General features: G+C 71.3%; 18 protein-coding genes. 12 read left to right on the forward strand and 6 right to left on the reverse strand.

Annotated features, from left to right (window positions below; genetic code table 11):
* Positions 1–21 precede the first annotated feature (21 nt).
* The 6 genes from AB2L57_RS07180 to AB2L57_RS07205 all read left to right on the forward strand — a co-directional run bounded on the left by AB2L57_RS07180 (position 22) and on the right by AB2L57_RS07205 (position 4513).
* Complete coding sequence (locus AB2L57_RS07180; RefSeq protein ID WP_292812602.1) at positions 22–762, forward strand: AzlC family ABC transporter permease; 741 nt, start codon at positions 22–24, stop codon at positions 760–762.
* A complete protein-coding gene (locus AB2L57_RS07185; RefSeq protein ID WP_409048412.1) occupies positions 759–1073 on the forward strand; it encodes an AzlD domain-containing protein in 315 nt (104 codons plus the stop codon). Before AB2L57_RS07180 ends, AB2L57_RS07185 begins: the two co-directional genes overlap by 4 nt.
* Positions 1074–1125: 52 nt before the next feature.
* A complete protein-coding gene (locus AB2L57_RS07190) occupies positions 1126–1536 on the forward strand; it encodes a histidinol dehydrogenase (RefSeq protein ID WP_409048413.1) in 411 nt (136 codons plus the stop codon).
* A gap of 46 nt (positions 1537–1582) precedes the next feature.
* Positions 1583–1903 carry a ferredoxin gene (gene fdxA / locus AB2L57_RS07195; protein ID WP_292812609.1) on the forward strand — a complete coding sequence of 107 codons (321 nt, stop codon included), beginning with the start codon at positions 1583–1585 and terminating at the stop codon, positions 1901–1903.
* Positions 1904–1905: 2 nt separating this feature from the next.
* Complete coding sequence (gene dapC, locus AB2L57_RS07200; protein ID WP_409048414.1) at positions 1906–3018, forward strand: succinyldiaminopimelate transaminase; 1113 nt, start codon at positions 1906–1908, stop codon at positions 3016–3018.
* A 199-nt stretch (positions 3019–3217) separates the two neighbouring features.
* The gene (locus AB2L57_RS07205; protein WP_292812614.1) at positions 3218–4513 is read left to right on the forward strand and encodes a citrate synthase; all 1296 of its coding nucleotides are present in this window, start codon (positions 3218–3220) and stop codon (positions 4511–4513) included.
* A 417-nt stretch (positions 4514–4930) separates the two neighbouring features.
* Here the strand turns inward: AB2L57_RS07205 and dapD are convergent, their stop codons facing one another.
* Positions 4931–5887: a 2,3,4,5-tetrahydropyridine-2,6-dicarboxylate N-succinyltransferase gene (gene dapD / locus AB2L57_RS07210; RefSeq protein WP_292812616.1), complete on the reverse strand. Its 957-nt coding sequence runs from the start codon at positions 5885–5887 to the stop codon at positions 4931–4933.
* 39 nt (positions 5888–5926) lie between these two features.
* Here dapD and dapE point away from each other — a divergent pair, with 39 nt between their 5' ends.
* From dapE to AB2L57_RS07225, 3 genes are all read left to right on the forward strand, one after another.
* Positions 5927–7000, forward strand: coding sequence for a succinyl-diaminopimelate desuccinylase (gene dapE / locus AB2L57_RS07215; protein ID WP_292812618.1), 1074 nt, complete (start codon positions 5927–5929; stop codon positions 6998–7000).
* Positions 6985–8211 (forward strand): hypothetical protein, encoded by a 1227-nt coding sequence (locus AB2L57_RS07220; protein WP_409048415.1) that lies wholly within the window; start codon positions 6985–6987, stop codon positions 8209–8211. The genes dapE and AB2L57_RS07220 overlap by 16 nt, the downstream gene beginning before the upstream one ends.
* Positions 8212–8287: 76 nt before the next feature.
* Positions 8288–8461 carry a DUF3117 domain-containing protein gene (locus AB2L57_RS07225; protein WP_292812625.1) on the forward strand — a complete coding sequence of 58 codons (174 nt, stop codon included), beginning with the start codon at positions 8288–8290 and terminating at the stop codon, positions 8459–8461.
* A gap of 59 nt (positions 8462–8520) precedes the next feature.
* Here AB2L57_RS07225 and AB2L57_RS07230 read toward each other — a convergent pair whose 3' ends face one another.
* Positions 8521–9153: an O-methyltransferase gene (locus tag AB2L57_RS07230; RefSeq protein WP_292812627.1), complete on the reverse strand. Its 633-nt coding sequence runs from the start codon at positions 9151–9153 to the stop codon at positions 8521–8523.
* Positions 9154–9263: 110 nt separating this feature from the next.
* Here AB2L57_RS07230 and AB2L57_RS07235 point away from each other — a divergent pair, with 110 nt between their 5' ends.
* Positions 9264–9650: a Sec-independent protein translocase TatB gene (locus AB2L57_RS07235; protein ID WP_292812630.1), complete on the forward strand. Its 387-nt coding sequence runs from the start codon at positions 9264–9266 to the stop codon at positions 9648–9650.
* 7 nt (positions 9651–9657) lie between these two features.
* Here the strand turns inward: AB2L57_RS07235 and AB2L57_RS07240 are convergent, their stop codons facing one another.
* Genes AB2L57_RS07240 through AB2L57_RS07255 form a run of 4 tightly spaced genes read right to left on the reverse strand, consistent with a single transcriptional unit; the run spans position 9658 to position 14216 of the window.
* Positions 9658–11208, reverse strand: coding sequence for a carboxylesterase/lipase family protein (locus AB2L57_RS07240; protein WP_292812632.1), 1551 nt, complete (start codon positions 11206–11208; stop codon positions 9658–9660).
* Positions 11209–11231: 23 nt separating this feature from the next.
* Positions 11232–12380 (reverse strand): Mrp/NBP35 family ATP-binding protein, encoded by a 1149-nt coding sequence (locus AB2L57_RS07245; protein WP_409048416.1) that lies wholly within the window; start codon positions 12378–12380, stop codon positions 11232–11234.
* Entirely contained in the window at positions 12370–12921 is a 552-nt protein-coding gene (locus tag AB2L57_RS07250; RefSeq protein ID WP_292812637.1) for a DUF1003 domain-containing protein, read from the reverse strand. The genes AB2L57_RS07245 and AB2L57_RS07250 overlap by 11 nt, the downstream gene beginning before the upstream one ends.
* Positions 12921–14216 carry a magnesium transporter MgtE N-terminal domain-containing protein gene (locus AB2L57_RS07255; protein WP_292812640.1) on the reverse strand — a complete coding sequence of 432 codons (1296 nt, stop codon included), beginning with the start codon at positions 14214–14216 and terminating at the stop codon, positions 12921–12923. Before AB2L57_RS07255 ends, AB2L57_RS07250 begins: the two co-directional genes overlap by 1 nt.
* A 58-nt stretch (positions 14217–14274) precedes the next feature.
* Between AB2L57_RS07255 and AB2L57_RS07260 the strand changes: the two genes are divergently transcribed.
* Both AB2L57_RS07260 and AB2L57_RS07265 read left to right on the forward strand, forming a co-directional pair.
* Positions 14275–14961, forward strand: a complete 687-nt coding sequence (locus AB2L57_RS07260; RefSeq protein ID WP_409048417.1) for a general stress protein — start codon at positions 14275–14277, stop codon at positions 14959–14961.
* A complete protein-coding gene (locus AB2L57_RS07265) occupies positions 14958–15629 on the forward strand; it encodes an alpha/beta family hydrolase (RefSeq protein WP_409048418.1) in 672 nt (223 codons plus the stop codon). Before AB2L57_RS07260 ends, AB2L57_RS07265 begins: the two co-directional genes overlap by 4 nt.
* Positions 15630–15634: the final 5 nt, after the last annotated feature.

Genomic DNA, 15634 nt, shown 5'->3' on the forward strand with positions numbered 1-15634 from the left:
GACCGCGGATAGGCTCGGATCATGCGTGCCGAGCCCGATCCCGAGGTGCGGCGCGCGTGGCGGCAGGCCCTCGGCGTCGCGCTCGCGACGAGCGTCTACGGGGTCTCGTTCGGTGCGCTCGCGGTCGCATCGGGGCTCGATGTGTGGCAGACATGCGTGCTGAGCCTGGTCATGTTCACCGGCGGGTCGCAGTTCGCCTTCGTCGGCGTGCTCGGGGCCGGCGGCCTCGCCGCGGCGCCGGCGGGAATCGCCTCCGCCGCGCTGCTGGGCGTGCGCAACGTCGCCTACGGCATGCGGATGTCGCCCGTCATCGGGCCCGGCCCGCTGCGTCGCGCGGGCGCCGCGCACTTCACGATCGACGAGTCCACCGCCGTCGCGCTCGCGCAGACGACCCCCCGAGCGCGGACTCTGGGGTTCTGGCTCACGGGTCTGGGCATCTACGCGGGCTGGAACGCCACCACCTTGATCGGCGCGCTGCTCGGCGACGTGCTGGGGGATCCGCGGGCGTACGGTCTTGATGCCGCGGCCGCCGCGGCGTTCCTCGCGCTGTTGTGGCCCCGGCTCCGCGGCCGACAGGCGATCGCCGTCGGGGTGGCCGCCGCGGCCGTGGCGACCGTGCTCACACCGGGTCTCATGCCCGGGATGCCGGTGCTCATCGCCGCGGTCGTGGCGATCGTGGTCGGCTGGTTCAACTGGCTCGGGCGCGATGAGCTGCCGCCCCCCGAACCCGACGACGTGCCCGAGCGGGAGGGTCTGCCGTGACCCTGTGGACCGCCGTGCTCCTGGCGTCGGTGATCTGCCTCGCGCTCAAGGCGATCGGCTACCTCGTGCCCGCCCGGTGGGTCCAGGCGCCGCGGCCCGCCCGCATCGCCGACCTGCTCACGGTCGCGCTGCTGGCCGCGCTCGTCGCCGTGCAGACGCTCGCGCAGGGCCAGGCGCTCGCCGTCGACGCGCGCGTGCCGGCGCTGCTCGTCGCCGCCGGACTTCTCCTCGTCCGCGCCCCGTTCCTCGTCGTGGTGACCGGTGCGGCCGTCGTCGCCGCGCTGCTGCGCCTGTGGGGACTCGCCGAGTGAGACCGCCGCTCTCGGATGCCCCGGGGGCGCCCCGCGCGGATAGGGTCGGAGGGTGAAGACTTCGCTCGGCGCGCGCATCGGGATGCTGGTGCTGGCCGCTTTCGCCGGCGCGGTGTACGGCGTGGTCGGCACCGTGGCCCACGCCTCGACCCTCGTCGGTCTGCCGATCGGCCTCGTGCTGGGCATCATCGGCGCGGGCGCCCTGCTGCTTGCGATCCGCCTGTTGTCCGACCGCTGGGCCGCGATCGCCGCGGGCGCGGGCATGACCATCGCGATCGTGCTGTTCTCGGGCGAGGGGCCGGGTGGTTCCGTGATCGCGCCGGCGGGCCTCGCCGCGACGATCTGGACCATCACCGTCCCGCTGATCGCCGTCGCCATCGCGATGTGGCCGCAGATCCCCGAGCCGCGAGCCGCCTCCGGTGCCGGCGTCGGACGAGAAGTCCCGCCCGACGTTTCGCGGTGAGTCGCGCCCGATCATCCTCGGGGCGCCCGCGAACTAGACTGGACGGGTGACTTACGTGATCGCCCTCCCGTGTGTCGATGTCAAGGACCGCGCCTGCATCGACGAGTGCCCTGTCGACTGCATCTACGAGGGGGAGCGCTCGCTCTACATCCACCCCGATGAATGCGTGGACTGCGGCGCGTGCGAACCCGTCTGCCCCGTCGAGGCGATCTACTACGAAGACGACCTGCCCGAAGAGTGGTCGGACTACTACAAGGCCAACGTCGAGTTCTTCGACGACATCGGCTCGCCCGGCGGCGCGGCCAAGGTCGGGGTCATCCACAAGGATCACCCGGTCATCGAGGCGCTGCCCCCGCAGGAACACTGACCGTGGGGGTGCAGGGGCTGCCCGACTACCCCTGGGACCAGGTCGCGCCCTACGCCGAACGCGCTCGCGCGCACGCGGACGGCATCGTCGATCTCTCGATCGGCTCGCCCGTCGATCCGACACCCGAGATCGTGCGTCACGCGCTTTCGGCCGCCACCGACGCTCACGCCTACCCGCTGACGGTCGGCACGCCGGCCCTGCGCGAGGCGATCGCCGAGTGGTTCGCGCGCCGCCGCGGTGTGCCGGGGCTCGAGCCTCGGCACGTCCTGCCCACGATCGGCTCCAAAGAGCTGGTGGCGCTGCTCCCGCTGCTGCTCGGGGTCGGCGAAGGCGACGCGGTCGTGCACCCGCGCGCCGCCTATCCGACGTACGAGATCGGTGCGCGCGTCGCGGGCGCCGAGCCCGTCGCCGCCGATGAGCCCGAGGACTGGCCCGCGCACACGCGACTGGTCTGGATCAACTCGCCCGGCAACCCCGACGGCGCGGTGTGGGATGCCGAGCGACTGGCCCGCGCGGTCTCCCGTGCCCGCGAACTCGGTGCGGTCGTCGCCGGCGACGAGTGCTACGCCGAGCTCGGCTGGGAGGGCCGCTGGGCCGACGAACCGGTTCCGAGTGTGCTCGATCCGCGCGTGACCGGCGGCGATCTCACCGGCGTGCTCGCGGTGTACTCGCTGAGCAAGCAGTCCAACCTCGCCGGCTACCGCGCGGCTTTCCTCGCGGGCGATCCGGCCCTCGTCGGTCCCCTCGCGAACGTGCGCAAGCACCTGGGGCTCATGCTCCCCGCGCCCGTGCAAGCCGCCATGGTCACGGCCCTCGGCGACGAGGCCCACGTGCAGGAGCAGAAGCAGCGGTATCGCGCTCGCCGATCCCGCCTCAAACCGGCGCTCGAGGCCGCGGGATTCCGCATCGATCGCAGCGAGGCGGGGCTGTATCTGTGGGCGACCGAGGGGCGGGACGCCTGGGAGTCGATGAGCCGGCTCGCGGATCTCGGCATCCTCGCAGGCCCCGGGCACTTCTACGGCCCGCACTTCCCGCAGCACGTGCGCCTCTCGCTGACGGCCACGGACGGCCGCGTGGCCGCCGCGGCCGATCGGCTCACAGCATCCGTTTCGTAGATGTCCGCCATCAACATCGGGCAGGCTTTGGCGCGTGCAACAGTAGGCGTTCGCGGCGGCTAGGCTGTACGAGCGGATGCCGTGGGATCCACCCTCGGGGCAACCGCTGCAGGGCCCTCCGGGCGCACGAACGCCCGCCGGGACCGGCGGCCGCGAGAATGCGGCGACACCCCGACGACGACAATCGCAAGGAGGCGCCGTGAGCGATGCGGTCGCGCAGCCCGAGAAGGCCACTCTGACCATCGGCGAGAAGACCGCCGAATTTCCGGTGCTGCGGGGCAGTGACGGGGTCCCGAGTGTCGACATCTCGACCTTCACACGCCAGACCGGGCACACGACCCTCGACTACGGCTTCGTCAACACCTCCGCCACCAAGTCGGCGATCACCTTCATCGACGGCGACAAGGGCATCCTGCGCTACCGCGGATACCCGATCGAGCAGATCGCGAAGCACTCGAGCTATCTCGAGGTGGCGTGGCTGCTGATCTACGGCGAGCTGCCCAGCGCCGACGAACTCGCGGCGTTCGATGACCGCATCCGCCACCACACGCTGCTGCACGAAGACCTCAAGCGATTCTTCTCGGCCCTGCCGCACACGGCGCACCCGATGTCGGTGCTCTCCTCCGCCGTGTCGGCGCTGTCGACGTACTACGAGCGCGAGTCCGATCCCAACAACCCCGAGCACATCGAGCTGAACACGATCCGCATGCTCGCGAAGCTCCCGGTCATCGCCGCGTACGCGCACAAGAAGAGTGTGGGGCAGGCCTTCCTCTACCCCGACAACGGGTTGAGCTTCGTCGACAACTTCCTCAAGCTCAACTTCGGCGTCCTCAGCGAGATCTACGATGTCGACCCGGTGATGTCACGGGCGCTCGAGCGGCTGCTGATCCTGCATGAGGATCACGAGCAGAACGCGTCCACCTCGACCGTACGGCTGGTCGGCTCGACGGGGGCCAACCAGTTCTCGTCGATCTCGGCCGGCATCAATGCCCTCTATGGTCCGCTGCACGGCGGCGCGAACGAGGCGGTGCTCGACATGCTCGCGCGCATCCGCGACTCGGGCGAGAGCGTCGAGCGCTTCGTCGAGCGGGTCAAGAACAAGGAGGACGGTGTCAAGCTCATGGGCTTCGGGCACCGCGTCTACAAGAACTACGATCCGCGCGCCAAGCTCGTGAAGGAGTCGGCCGACGAGGTGCTCGAGGCGCTCGGTGTGAGTGACCCGCTGCTCGATCTCGCGAAGCAACTCGAAGAGATCGCGCTCAAGGACGACTACTTCCGTGAGCGTCGGCTCTACCCGAACGTCGACTTCTATACGGGCGTCATCTACAAGGCGATGGGCTTTCCGACGCGCATGTTCACGGTGCTCTTCGCGATCGGCCGTCTGCCCGGGTGGCTCGCGCACTGGCGTGAGATGCAGCTCGACCCGCAGACCAAGATCGGCCGGCCGCAGCAGCTGTACACGGGGGCGCCCGAGCGGCAGTATCCCGGCGCCTGAGGGCCGCTGTCTGACGGGCCTGGCCGTGGCCCAGGCCCCGCACCCCGTACCCCGTACCCCGTACCCCGTACCCCGTACCCCGTACCCCGTACCCCGTACCCCGTACCCCGTACCCCGCACCCCGTACCCCTCCCTCGCTGAGCCCGACATCTGCACGAGAGGTGGGGCAAGAGTCGACGCACGTTGCCCGTGGTGTGATGCGCACATGACCGGTCGTGCAGACGTCGCTCCGGCACCCGCGGCGGGGGGGGTGTCCCGATTTCTGTCGCTGAGCGCGCGCTCTGGCGACAGAAAGTGGGACACGCACGCACGCACGCAGGCCCGCACGCGCGCAGGCCCGCACACGCACGCACGCACGCACGCAGGCCCGCACGCGCGCAGGCCCGTACGCACGCAGGCCCGCGCGCGCGTACGGGCTCAGGCGTGCAGAGCCTCGTTGAGCGTGACGCCCACGCCCGACCGGCGCACCGCCTCGATCGCGCCCGAGAGCGAGTTTCGGCGGAACAGCAAGCCCGCAACGCCGGACAGCTCCGAACCCTTGACCGTGCGGCGCGTGCCGTCAGCCCGGGGCGCGTCGTCGGCGAGCACGATCTTCGATCCCGCCGTGACGTACAGGCCCGCCTCGACGACGCAGTCGTCGCCGAGCGAGATACCGATGCCCGCGTTCGCGCCGAGCAGCGTGCGCGCGCCGATCGAGACGCGGTGGGTGCCGCCGCCCGAGAGCGTGCCCATGATCGACGAGCCGCCGCCGATGTCACTGCCGTCGCCGACCACGACGCCCTGCGAGATCCGACCCTCGACCATCGAGGCCCCGAGCGTGCCGGCATTGAAGTTGACGAACCCCTCGTGCATGACGGTGGTGCCGGGGGAGAGGTAGGCACCGAGTCGCACGCGCGACGCGTCGGCGATGCGGACACCCGGCGGGGTGACGTAGTCGGTCAGCCGGGGGAACTTGTCGATGCCCTGGATCTGGATGCCGTCGCGCAGGAGCAGCGGGCGCAGGCGCGTGGCGTCGTCCGGGTGCATGGGTCCGGCGTTGGTCCACGCGACGTTGGGCAGATGCCCGAAGATGCCGTCGAGGTTGAGGTCGTTCGGCCGCACGAGACGGTGCGAGAGTGCGTGCAGACGCAGGTAGGCGTCGGATGTGGATGCCGGAGCCTCATCGAGTGAGATCTCGACCGTGATCGCTTCGATCGTGACCGCCCGCCGGTCATCCGGTGCGGCGAGACGATCGAGGTCGTCGGGCACGATCGCGGCGTCGCGGCCGAGGGGGATGCGACCGAGCGACGGGTGCGGGTACCAGGTGTCGAGCACCGTCCCGTTCTCCGAGATCGTCGCCAGTCCCTCGCCCCACACGTGCCGTTCATCACTCATGCTTCCAGGCTAGCGGGGGCGCGCTCGTAGACTTGCCGCATGACCGTGCTCGATCTGTCCCTCACCAGCGTCGAGCTGACCCGTCTCATCTGCGACGTCCCGAGCGTGTCGGGTGACGAGCAGACGCTGGCCGACCTCATCCACGATGCGGTGCGGGCGCTGCCGCATCTCGATGTCTACCGGGACGGCGACACCATCGTGGCCCGCACCGGCCTCGGCCGCGCGCAGCGGGTCGTCATCGCGGGCCACATCGACACCGTGCCCATCAACGGCAACGTGCCCACGCGTGACATCGAGGTCGACGGCGTGCCTCACATCTGGGGGCGCGGAACCGTCGATATGAAGGCCGGCGTCGCGGTGCAGCTCAAGCTCGCCGCCGAGCTCACCGAGCCCCGGGCCGACATCACGTGGATGTGGTACGACCACGAAGAGGTGGATGCCGATCTGAACGGCCTGACGCGTCTCGGGCGCACGCGCCCCGACCTGTTCGCCGGAGACTTCGCGATCCTGGGCGAGCCCTCGAACGGCGAGGTGGAGGGCGGGTGCAACGGAAATCTGCGGGCGCGGGTGCGCACGCGCGGAGTACGCGCACATTCGGCTCGCGCGTGGGTGGGGGAGAACGCGATCCACGCGGCCGCGCCGATCCTCGCGCGTCTGGCCGAGTACCGGCCGCAGACCGTGACGGTCGACGGCCTCGACTACCGGGAGGGGCTGAACGCCGTGCGGATCACGGGAGGGATCGCGGGCAACGTGATCCCCGACGTGTGCGAGGTCGAGGTCAATTACCGTTTCGCCCCCAGCCGCTCGCCCGAGCAGGCCACGCAGCACGTGCGCGATGTCCTGGCGGGCTTCGACGTCGAGATCGTCGATCTCGCCGCCGGCGCGCGGCCGGGCCTCGATGCACCGCTCGCGCAGGAGTTCGTCGCGGCGGTCGGGGCCGAGCCCCGCCCGAAGTACGGATGGACGGACGTCGCCCGCTTCTCTGCCCTCGGCGTGCCGGCCGTCAACTACGGCCCGGGCGACCCGCACCTGGCCCATCACGACGAGGAGCGCGTGCCGATCGATCAGATCATCGCCGTCGAGCGCGGGCTACGGGCGTGGTTGCAGGCCTGACCGCGGATCCCACCAGCCCGCGTCCCCGCGCGGGGTGGGCGCATCCCGCGGTGCGCATCGCGATCATCTATCTTGCCGCCCGCGCCGCAACGACCGGGCTGTTCGTGCTCGCGGGCGCCCTCTCGCCCCAGGGGTCGCGACTCGGCCCGGGCGCCGATCTTGCCACGTACGTGCTCGCCTGGGACGCGCAGTGGTATTGGCTGATCGCCGTCGAGGGGTATCCGACGCAACTGCCCCGCACCGAGGACGGCGACGTCGCCCAGAACGCGTGGGCGTTCATGCCGCTCTTTCCGATGCTCGCGCGCATCGTCGGCACTCCACTGGGGTCATGGGGGGCGGGCGCGTTCCTCGTGGCGCTCGCGGCGGGCTACCTCTGCTGTCTCGTCCTCCGCGACGTCCTGAAGGATCGCATCGGCGAGTCCGCGGCCCTGTGGGCCGTCGTCTTCTTCGCGGCCGCGCCCATCGCTCCACTCCTGCAGATCGGGTACGCCGAATCGCTCTTCCTGCTGTTCGTCCTGCTCGGCATCCGCGCCCTCCAACGCCGTCGATACGGATGGCTCTATGCGATCGTGCCGCTGATGGGTTTCACCCGCCCCGGTGTCCTCGCTTTCGCGCTCCTGATCGGTCTCTTCGGAATCTGGCGCCTGTTCGCACGCCGTCGTGAAGCGCTGCGCGTCGCCGAGATCGTCCACATCGTCGCGCTCGGCGCGCTCGCCACCCTCATCGGGTTCGCCTGGCCCGCGATCGCGGCGCTCGCGACGGGAGAGGGCGACGCGTACTTCGAGACCGAGCTCGCCTGGCGCCGACTCTGGGTGGGGGATGCCGGTGCGTTCTCGCCCTTCGAGGGCTGGTTCCAGGCCGCGGACTTCTGGTTCACGCAGTGGGGCGCGGGTCCCGTCGTCGGCATCGCGGTCGCGGTCGCGATCGTCATCGCGATCGCCGCCCTGCTGCTGTTCGAACCGCACGTGCGTCGCCTGGGCGTGGAGAATCGTCTGTGGGCCGCAAGCTATGTGCTCTATCTCTTGGCCGTCTTCTTTCCGCAGTCCAGCGTCTTCCGCCTCCTTTTTCCGCTCTCGCCGCTCTGGGGCGCGCTGGCGGTGCCGCGCTCGCTGATCTGGCGAGTGGGCGTGCTCGTCGTCGCGCTCGCGGGCCAGTGGTGGTGGATCTGGAACATGTTCGGCCTGGGCCAGATGTTCTGGCAGATCCCCTGATATACGACCAGGCTCTCGACGTCGGGGATGCAGGATAAACTGGTCTCGCTAGATTTCGTGACGAAAGGGGCCCTTGATGGCAGCCATGAAGCCGAGGACCGGCGACGGACCGATGGAGGCCGTGAAGGAGGGTCGCCTCATCATCGTGCGGGTGCCGCTCGAAGGCGGGGGACGCCTGGTCGTCTCCGTCAACGATGCCGAGGCCAAGGAGCTGCACGATGTGCTCTCCGGGGTGGTCGCACCCGCCTGACGGCAACCCTCGACAAGCCGGTTCCGCGCGATGCGCGGGGCCGGCTTCTCTCGTGCCCGCTATTCGGTGATCTTGGTCAGCTGCAGGAGGCCGTCGCCGACGATCGACAGCGCGGGGATGACGGCCTGCGAGCCCTGCGTCTCCTGGATGAGGGTGCGGAAGGCGACGGTGACCGCGTCGCGGGCGACGGGATCGGCCACGCGTCCGCCCTGCAGCGCGCGCGGCACCAGCACGGTGCCGCCCACGCGAACGAGTCGCAGGCCGTGCGCGACGTCCTCGAGCACATGCTCGGGATCGGCGTCGACGAGGACGATGTCGTATGCCGACTCGTTCATGCGGGGAAGCACATCGGCGGCGCGCCCGGTGATGAAGCGCGAGCGCGCGGCGGGGATGCGCGCGTCGGCGAACGACTTGCGGGCCGCCGCGAGATGCTCGGGCTCGGCATCGATCGTGGTGAGGATGCCGCGCGGCGCTGCATGCAGCAGCCACAGCCCGGACACACCTGCTCCCGTGCCGATCTCGACGAGATTGAGGGCTCCGGTCGCGGCGGCGATGACGGCGCACTGTGCGCCGACCGCGGGATCGATGGGCGTGACGCCGATCTCGAGCGAATGCGCGCGGGCCCGGGCGATGGTCTCGGGCTCGCTGACCTGCTCGCTGGCGTACCGCCAGCTGGCCTCTCGTGCACTCATGCGTCCTCCTCCGGAGCGCGACGCTCGTGCGTTCCGCCGCGGACCCCGGGTGCCCAGACTACGGCCCTGGTTGCGGGGCGGCCCCCAGGCGCGGCGGGTAATCTGAACTCATGTTCTTCGGGCTCACGATCGAGAAGCTTCTGCTGATCGGCGTGATCGCCGCCCTCATCGTGGGGCCCGAGCGCATGCCGAGATATGCGGAGGGTCTCGCGCACCTCGTCACCCGTCTGCGTGACTTCCTGCGCGGTGCGAAGACCCGCGTCCGCGATGAGATGGGCTCGGACTTCGACGACGTGGACTGGCGCAAGCTCGATCCGCGGCAGTACGATCCTCGTCGCATCATCCGCGAGGCGCTGCTCGATGAGCCCCCGCTGCCGGCTGTCAAGCCGGTGTCGGCACCGCCGATGCCCGCCGCGGGCGCTGCCGCCGCGGGCGCTGCCGTCGCGGCGCGGCGGGACCCGACCGCTCCGCCGCCTTTCGACAGCGAGGCGACCTGAGCGCGGGTCAGGTGAACGAGAGCACCGTGGTGCCCCAGGCTTCGCGCAGCTGCCTGTCGAGGTCGGCCTCGAGGCGGTCGGTGCGATCGATGACGAGGGTCTCGCGCGCGGTGATCGTGTAGGCCTCCCACGGGGCGTCGTTCTCACCCGCCCGCGGGGCTCCGCCTGTCGCGAATCCGATCCAGCGCGCCTGCATCCGTGCGGAGATCATCCGCCCGGTGCGCAGCCCGCCGAGCTTGAAGGTGATGTCCTTGCGCCCTCCGACGAGGTTGCCCCACAGGTACGGAAGCTCCGTCGCGTGGGTCGCGCCGATTCCGAGCAGGTGCAGCATGGGTGTCGCCCAGTCGAAGCGGTACAGATAGGTCGGCGCGATCGGCGCGTGTCCCTCGACCAGCCAGAGCGTCGGCATCCTGAACCCGAGATCGCGCGAGATCGCGGGGCCCTGCTGCTTGGGCCGGAGTCCGGTGTATGCCGCCTGGATCTCGGCATCGGCGGGGATGTCGAGGTCGGGCCGGTCGGCACGCAGCTGTCGCGAGACCTGTTCGAGTGCCTCGCGGGTCACCGGCATGAGGGGCGATTTCATCATTGTGAACAGCGACGTCTCGTCGTGGTTCGTGCCGATCAGGAGGGGAACCGGGTGTGCTCCGCCGCGGGCGAAGACGTCGACCGGGGCTTCGGGTATCAGGTCGCCGTCGATGACGGGGGTGAAGGCGAGGGTCCCGGGATCGCTCACGGGCGTCTCGCGGTAGACCGTCATGCCCGCCTCGATCAGGCGGGCTGCGGGGAGTCCGCGCAGGCTCGCGAGCACCTGCGGGTCGGCGGGGTCGACGCCGAGCTCGGCGAGTACGTGCCGCGTGACACGTTCGGCGCGATCCTGCCCGTACACACTCGTCGCGGGGGAGCTCTCGGCGATCGCGCGATGGAACAGGCCTTCGGTGGCGGGCGAGGTCATGAGCGTCGTGACGATGCCGCCGCCCGCCGACTCGCCCGCAAGCGTCACGGCGCCGGGATCGCCGCCGAAGGCCCGGATATTGGCCCTGACCCACTGCAGCGCCGCGACGACATCGTGCAGGGCGACGTTGGGCTCGAACCGCTCGTCGCCCGCGCCGAAGCGCGACAGATCGAGGAAACCGAGGGCGCCCAGGCGGTAGCCGACCGTGACCAGCACGATCTCGCCGCTGGCCGCGAGCGACCGGCCGTCGTAGAGCTTCTGCGCCGTGCTGCCGAACATGTACGCGCCGCCGTGCACCCAGACCACGACCGGGACGTCGTCGCCGGGCTCGATGCCCTCTGCCGCCCAGACGTTCAGGGTCAGGCAGTCCTCGTTCTGGACGACATCGTCGGGCAGAGCGATCGCGGGGCTCGGCCCCTGGACCGGTGCGGGGCCGAACACAGTGGCGTCGGCGGGCTCCGTCCAGGGCGCGGGCGGGTGCGGGCGTCTCCAGCGCAGCGCGCCCGTCGGCGCCGCTGCGTAGCGAATGCCCTTCCACCACCGCACGTGTCCGTCGCCGGATCCGCGCACGGGTCCATGGGCGGTCTGCACGATGCTGTCGGTCATGGTGCGCCTTTCGAGGTTGGAGATCAGCGCGCGCGGAACGGCAGCGAACGACCCGCGAGCCCCCGGGGTGCTGCGACCAGGCGCTCGGCGGCTTGCACGATCGCGCGCGCAGCGGCGTCGTCGGGCACCCCCGTCACCACCGGTGATCCGGTGTCGCCGCCCGAGCGCAGGGCCGGGCTGAGAGGGATCGACGCGAGCACGGGGACGGGTTCGGCATCCGTCGTCAGCGCGGCGGCCACTTGGGCGCCGCCGCCGGATCCGAAGAGATCGAGCACCTCGCCGCCGGGCAGGGTCATGGCCGCCATGTTCTCGATCACACCGACGACGCGCTGCCCGGTCTGTCGCGCGACGAGCGCGCTGCGGACGGCGACCTCGGATGCTGCCGCCTGCGGCGTCGTGACGACCACGACATCGGCGTGGGGCAGCAGCTGGCCCACCGAGATCGCGACGTCGCCCGTGCCCGGGGGCATGTCGAGCAGCAGCACGTCGAGGTCGCCGAAGAAGACGTCGGTGAGGAACTGCTGCACGGTGCGGTGCAGCATCGGCCCGCGCCACGCGACGGCGGCCCCCTCTTCTCCCTCGCGCAGGAACATGCCGATCGAGACCACCTTCACGCCGTAGGCGATCGGCGGCACGATGAGATCGTCGATGCGCGTGGGGCGCGTGGTGCGGCCCTCGGCGTCGACGAGGCCCATCAGCCCGGGGATCGAGAAGCCGTGCACATCCGCGTCGATCAGACCGACCGACAGCCCCTGGGCGGCGAGGGCGACGGCGAGGTTGGCGGTGACGGTGGACTTGCCGACGCCGCCCTTTCCGCTGGTCACGGCGATGACCCGGGTCAGTGACTCTGCGGTGAACGGGATGCCGCGGGCCGCTCCGCCGCGCAGGCGCTCGGTCAGCTCCGCGCGCTCGGCCGGGGTCATGACCCCGAGGCTCACCTCGACGTCGGTGACCCCGGGCACCGTCGCGGCGGCGGCGCGCACCTCGCGTTCGATGCGGTCGGAGGCGGGACAGCCGACGATCGTGAGCGCGATGCCCACGTGCGCGCGACCGTCGTCGACCGAGATCTCGCGAAGCATGCGCAGATCGGCGAGCGGCCGTCGCAGCTCGGGGTCGGTGACCGCGCCGACGGCCGTGCGCACGGCGTCGACGACGGGGGTCTCAGCGGGCATCGGCGACCCGGGTCTCGTTGCGGTCGGCGGGGCCGTGCTCGTCGTCGCGGTCGAGCCGCTCGATGAGCGCCTTCAGCTCGCTGCGCAGCACGTCGCGCGTGACGACCTGATCGTTGATCTCGGTCAGCGCCATGCGCAGTGCGACGATCTCGCGGGCGAGGTACTCGGTGTCGGCGAGATTGCGCTCCGCGCGCTGGCGATCCTGCTCGATCTGCACGCGGTCGCGGTCGTCCTGCCGGTTCTGCGCGAGCAGGATGAGGGGAGCCGCATACGATGCCTGCAGCGAGAGCATCAGGGTCAGGGCGGTGAAGCCGTTCGCGGCGGAGTCGAAGCGCAGCTCGATCGGCAGCAGGGTGTTCCAGGCGAGCCAGAGCACGCAGAACAGGCTCAGCAGCAGGAGGAAGGCGGGCGTGCCCATCGCCCGGGCAACCCACTCGGTGAACCGGCCGAACCGATCGCGTGAGGGCGCGGGCGTGCGCGGGCGCACCCCGCCGAGGCCGCGGGGCGCGTCGAGCGCCGCCTTGCGCGCGGGCCGCGCCATCAGCGTCGCCTCGTTCCGACGGCACGGCTGCGCGGGGTGGTCGCGGGTTCGGCGTCGTCGTCGGCGTCGTGCGAGCGCCAGTCGTCGGGCAGCAGGTGGTCGAGCACGTCGTCGACGCTCACCGCGCCGACCAGGCGGTGGGCCTGGTCGACCACGGGCAGAGAGACGAGGTTGTAGCTGGCCAGCAGTCGGGCGACCTCGGCGGCGGATGCTGTCGCGGGAACCGGTTCGAGGGAGTCGTCGATGATCGTGCCCAGTCGCTCGTGCGGCGGGTAGCGCAGCATCCGCTGGAAGTGCACCACCCCGAGCAGCCGCCCCGTGGGGGTCTCGTACGGCGGGAGGGTGACGAAGACGGCGGCGGCGAGGGCGGGGTGCAGCTCGTGCCGGCGGATGAGGGCGAGCGCCTCCGCGACGGTCGCCTCGGCGGAGAGGACGATCGGCTCGGGGGTCATCAGTCCGCCCGCCGTGTCGGGGCCGTACGCGAGCAGGGCGCGCACGTCGTCGGCCTCATCCGGCTCCATCAGATCCAGCAGCTGCTCGGAGCGACTCTCGGGCAGCTGGGCGAGCAGGTCGGCCGCGTCGTCGGGCTCCATCGCGTCGAGGATGTCGGCCGCGCGCTCGTCGCCCAGGCGCTCGAGGATGCGCGCCTGCTCCTCCTCGGGCATCTCTTCGAGCGCATCGGCGAGGCGATTGTCGGGCAGTTCGCCGGCCACCTCGATCATTCGCTCTTCGGGCAGATCGAGCAGGGTGTTCGCGAGGTCGGCCGCGTGCAGCTCGGAGTACGAGGCGACCAGCTGCTCCGCGGACTGCGATTCGCCGGGCGCCTGGTTCTCGCGCACGTCGTTCCAGCCGGCGAACGTCGTCGAGCCCTTCGCGAACGGGGAGGCGCTGGTCTTGGGGCGCCGGAGGAACAGCTGGCCGATGGCCCATTCGCCGATGCGGTTGCGCTCGATCGCGACGTCTTCGATGACCGCCCCGCCGGACCCGTCGACGAGGAACACCCGCCGGCCGAGCAGTTCGGCGAGCACCCGCACCTCGCCGCCGCGCTGTTGGAAGCGTCGGACGTTGATGAGTCCCGTCGTGATGACCTGGCCGGTGACGATCGAGGTGACGCGGCCGATCGAGACGAACACGTGCCGTCGCCCGGGAATCTCGACGACGAGGCCCACCACACGCGGCGGATCGTCCTTGCGGTACACGACCACGACGTCGCGGACCTTGCCCAGCCGATCGCCCGCGGGGTCGAAGACGGCGCACCCGGCCAGGCGCGCGACGAAGACCCTCTGCGTGCTCACTCGACCAGCGTAGCCCCGACATCGTCGGCGCTCAGGAACGGCGTGGAAGAATGGCCGGATGACGATGATGGGACCGGGAGCAGCGGGCAAGCGCGCCGACCAGGTCGGGGAGACCGTCGCGAGTTTTCCGACGTACGAGGGTGCGCAGAAGGCGGTGTCGGCGCTGATCGCGGCCGAGGTGCCCGCACGCGACATCGCGATCGTGGGCATCGGCCTGCGCTCGGTGGAGCGGGTGACGGGCAGGCTCGGCTATGCGACCGCGGCGCGGTCCGGCGCGATCAACGGCCTGCTGATCGGACTGTTCTTCTCGGCGATCCTCGTGCTCGGATCGCCGTCCGTCCCGATCCAGGCGTTCGTCGGGGTGCTGTTCGTCGGCATCGCGATCGGGATGCTGCTGAGCATCGTCACCTATTCCTTCGTGCGCCGGCGCCGCGATTATGCCTCGGTCATGCAGGTGCTGGCCGACCACTACGAGGTCACCGTCGACGCCGGCACCGCAGGCAAGGCGCGCCAGGCGCTCGGCAACCGCGCGGTCGCCGCCGCGCCTCGGGGCGTCGGAGCACCGGCGGGTCAGCCTCCTGCGCCCGGCGCCGCGCCGCCGATGCCGCCCGCTCCGCCGGCGCCCGGACCGATCGGGCCCCCGCGGTACGGGGAGCGCATCGATCCCCCCGTCGCTCCCGAGCCCGACGAGCCGACTCCCGGCGCCGAGGGCGACGCGCCGCCCTCGCGCGACGCCCCGGCGTGAGGCTCGACCTCGAGGTCGAGCTTCGCGCGGGCCCCGTCGCGGTGAGCGCGGAGTACGAACGGCCCGCGGGCGCCTGGGCGAGCGTCGTCGTCGCGCACGGGGCCGGCGCAGGGTACGACCACCCGTTCCTGACGGGATTGACGGCGGGGCTGGCCGCGGAGGGTCTTGCGACGCTGCGCTTCAACTTCGCCTACGTCGAGGCGGGACGGCGCATGCCGGGGCCCGCCGCGCACGCGGTCGCGGCGTGGCGCGCGGCGGTCGCGGCGGACGCAGAGCGCGTCGAGGTCGCCGAGCCGATCTGGGCGGGTGGAAAGTCCTACGGCGGCCGGATGGCGTCGATGGCATGCGCGCAGGGCGAGATCGATGTCGCGGGCCTGGTGTACCTCGGCTACCCGCTGCACCCGCCCGGCGACCCCGGCAAGGCGCGGGCCGCGCACCTGCCGGCCATCGCGGTGCCGCAGCTCTTCCTTTCGGGAACGAACGATCCCTTCGTGGATCCGCACGAGCAGCTCGTCGAAGCGGTCGCGTCCTGTCCCGACGCGAGCATCGAATGGGTCGAGGGCGCAGGCCACTCCTTCGAGGTCACCGGCGCACGGCGCCCCGCCGACGAGGTGGGCGCCGGCCTTGCCCCGCGCGTCGCGGCGTTCGTGCGGGCCCGAGCCCGCTGACGGTG

Source organism: Microbacterium sp. HA-8, from assembly GCF_046111165.1.
GTDB lineage: Bacteria > Actinomycetota > Actinomycetes > Actinomycetales > Microbacteriaceae > Microbacterium.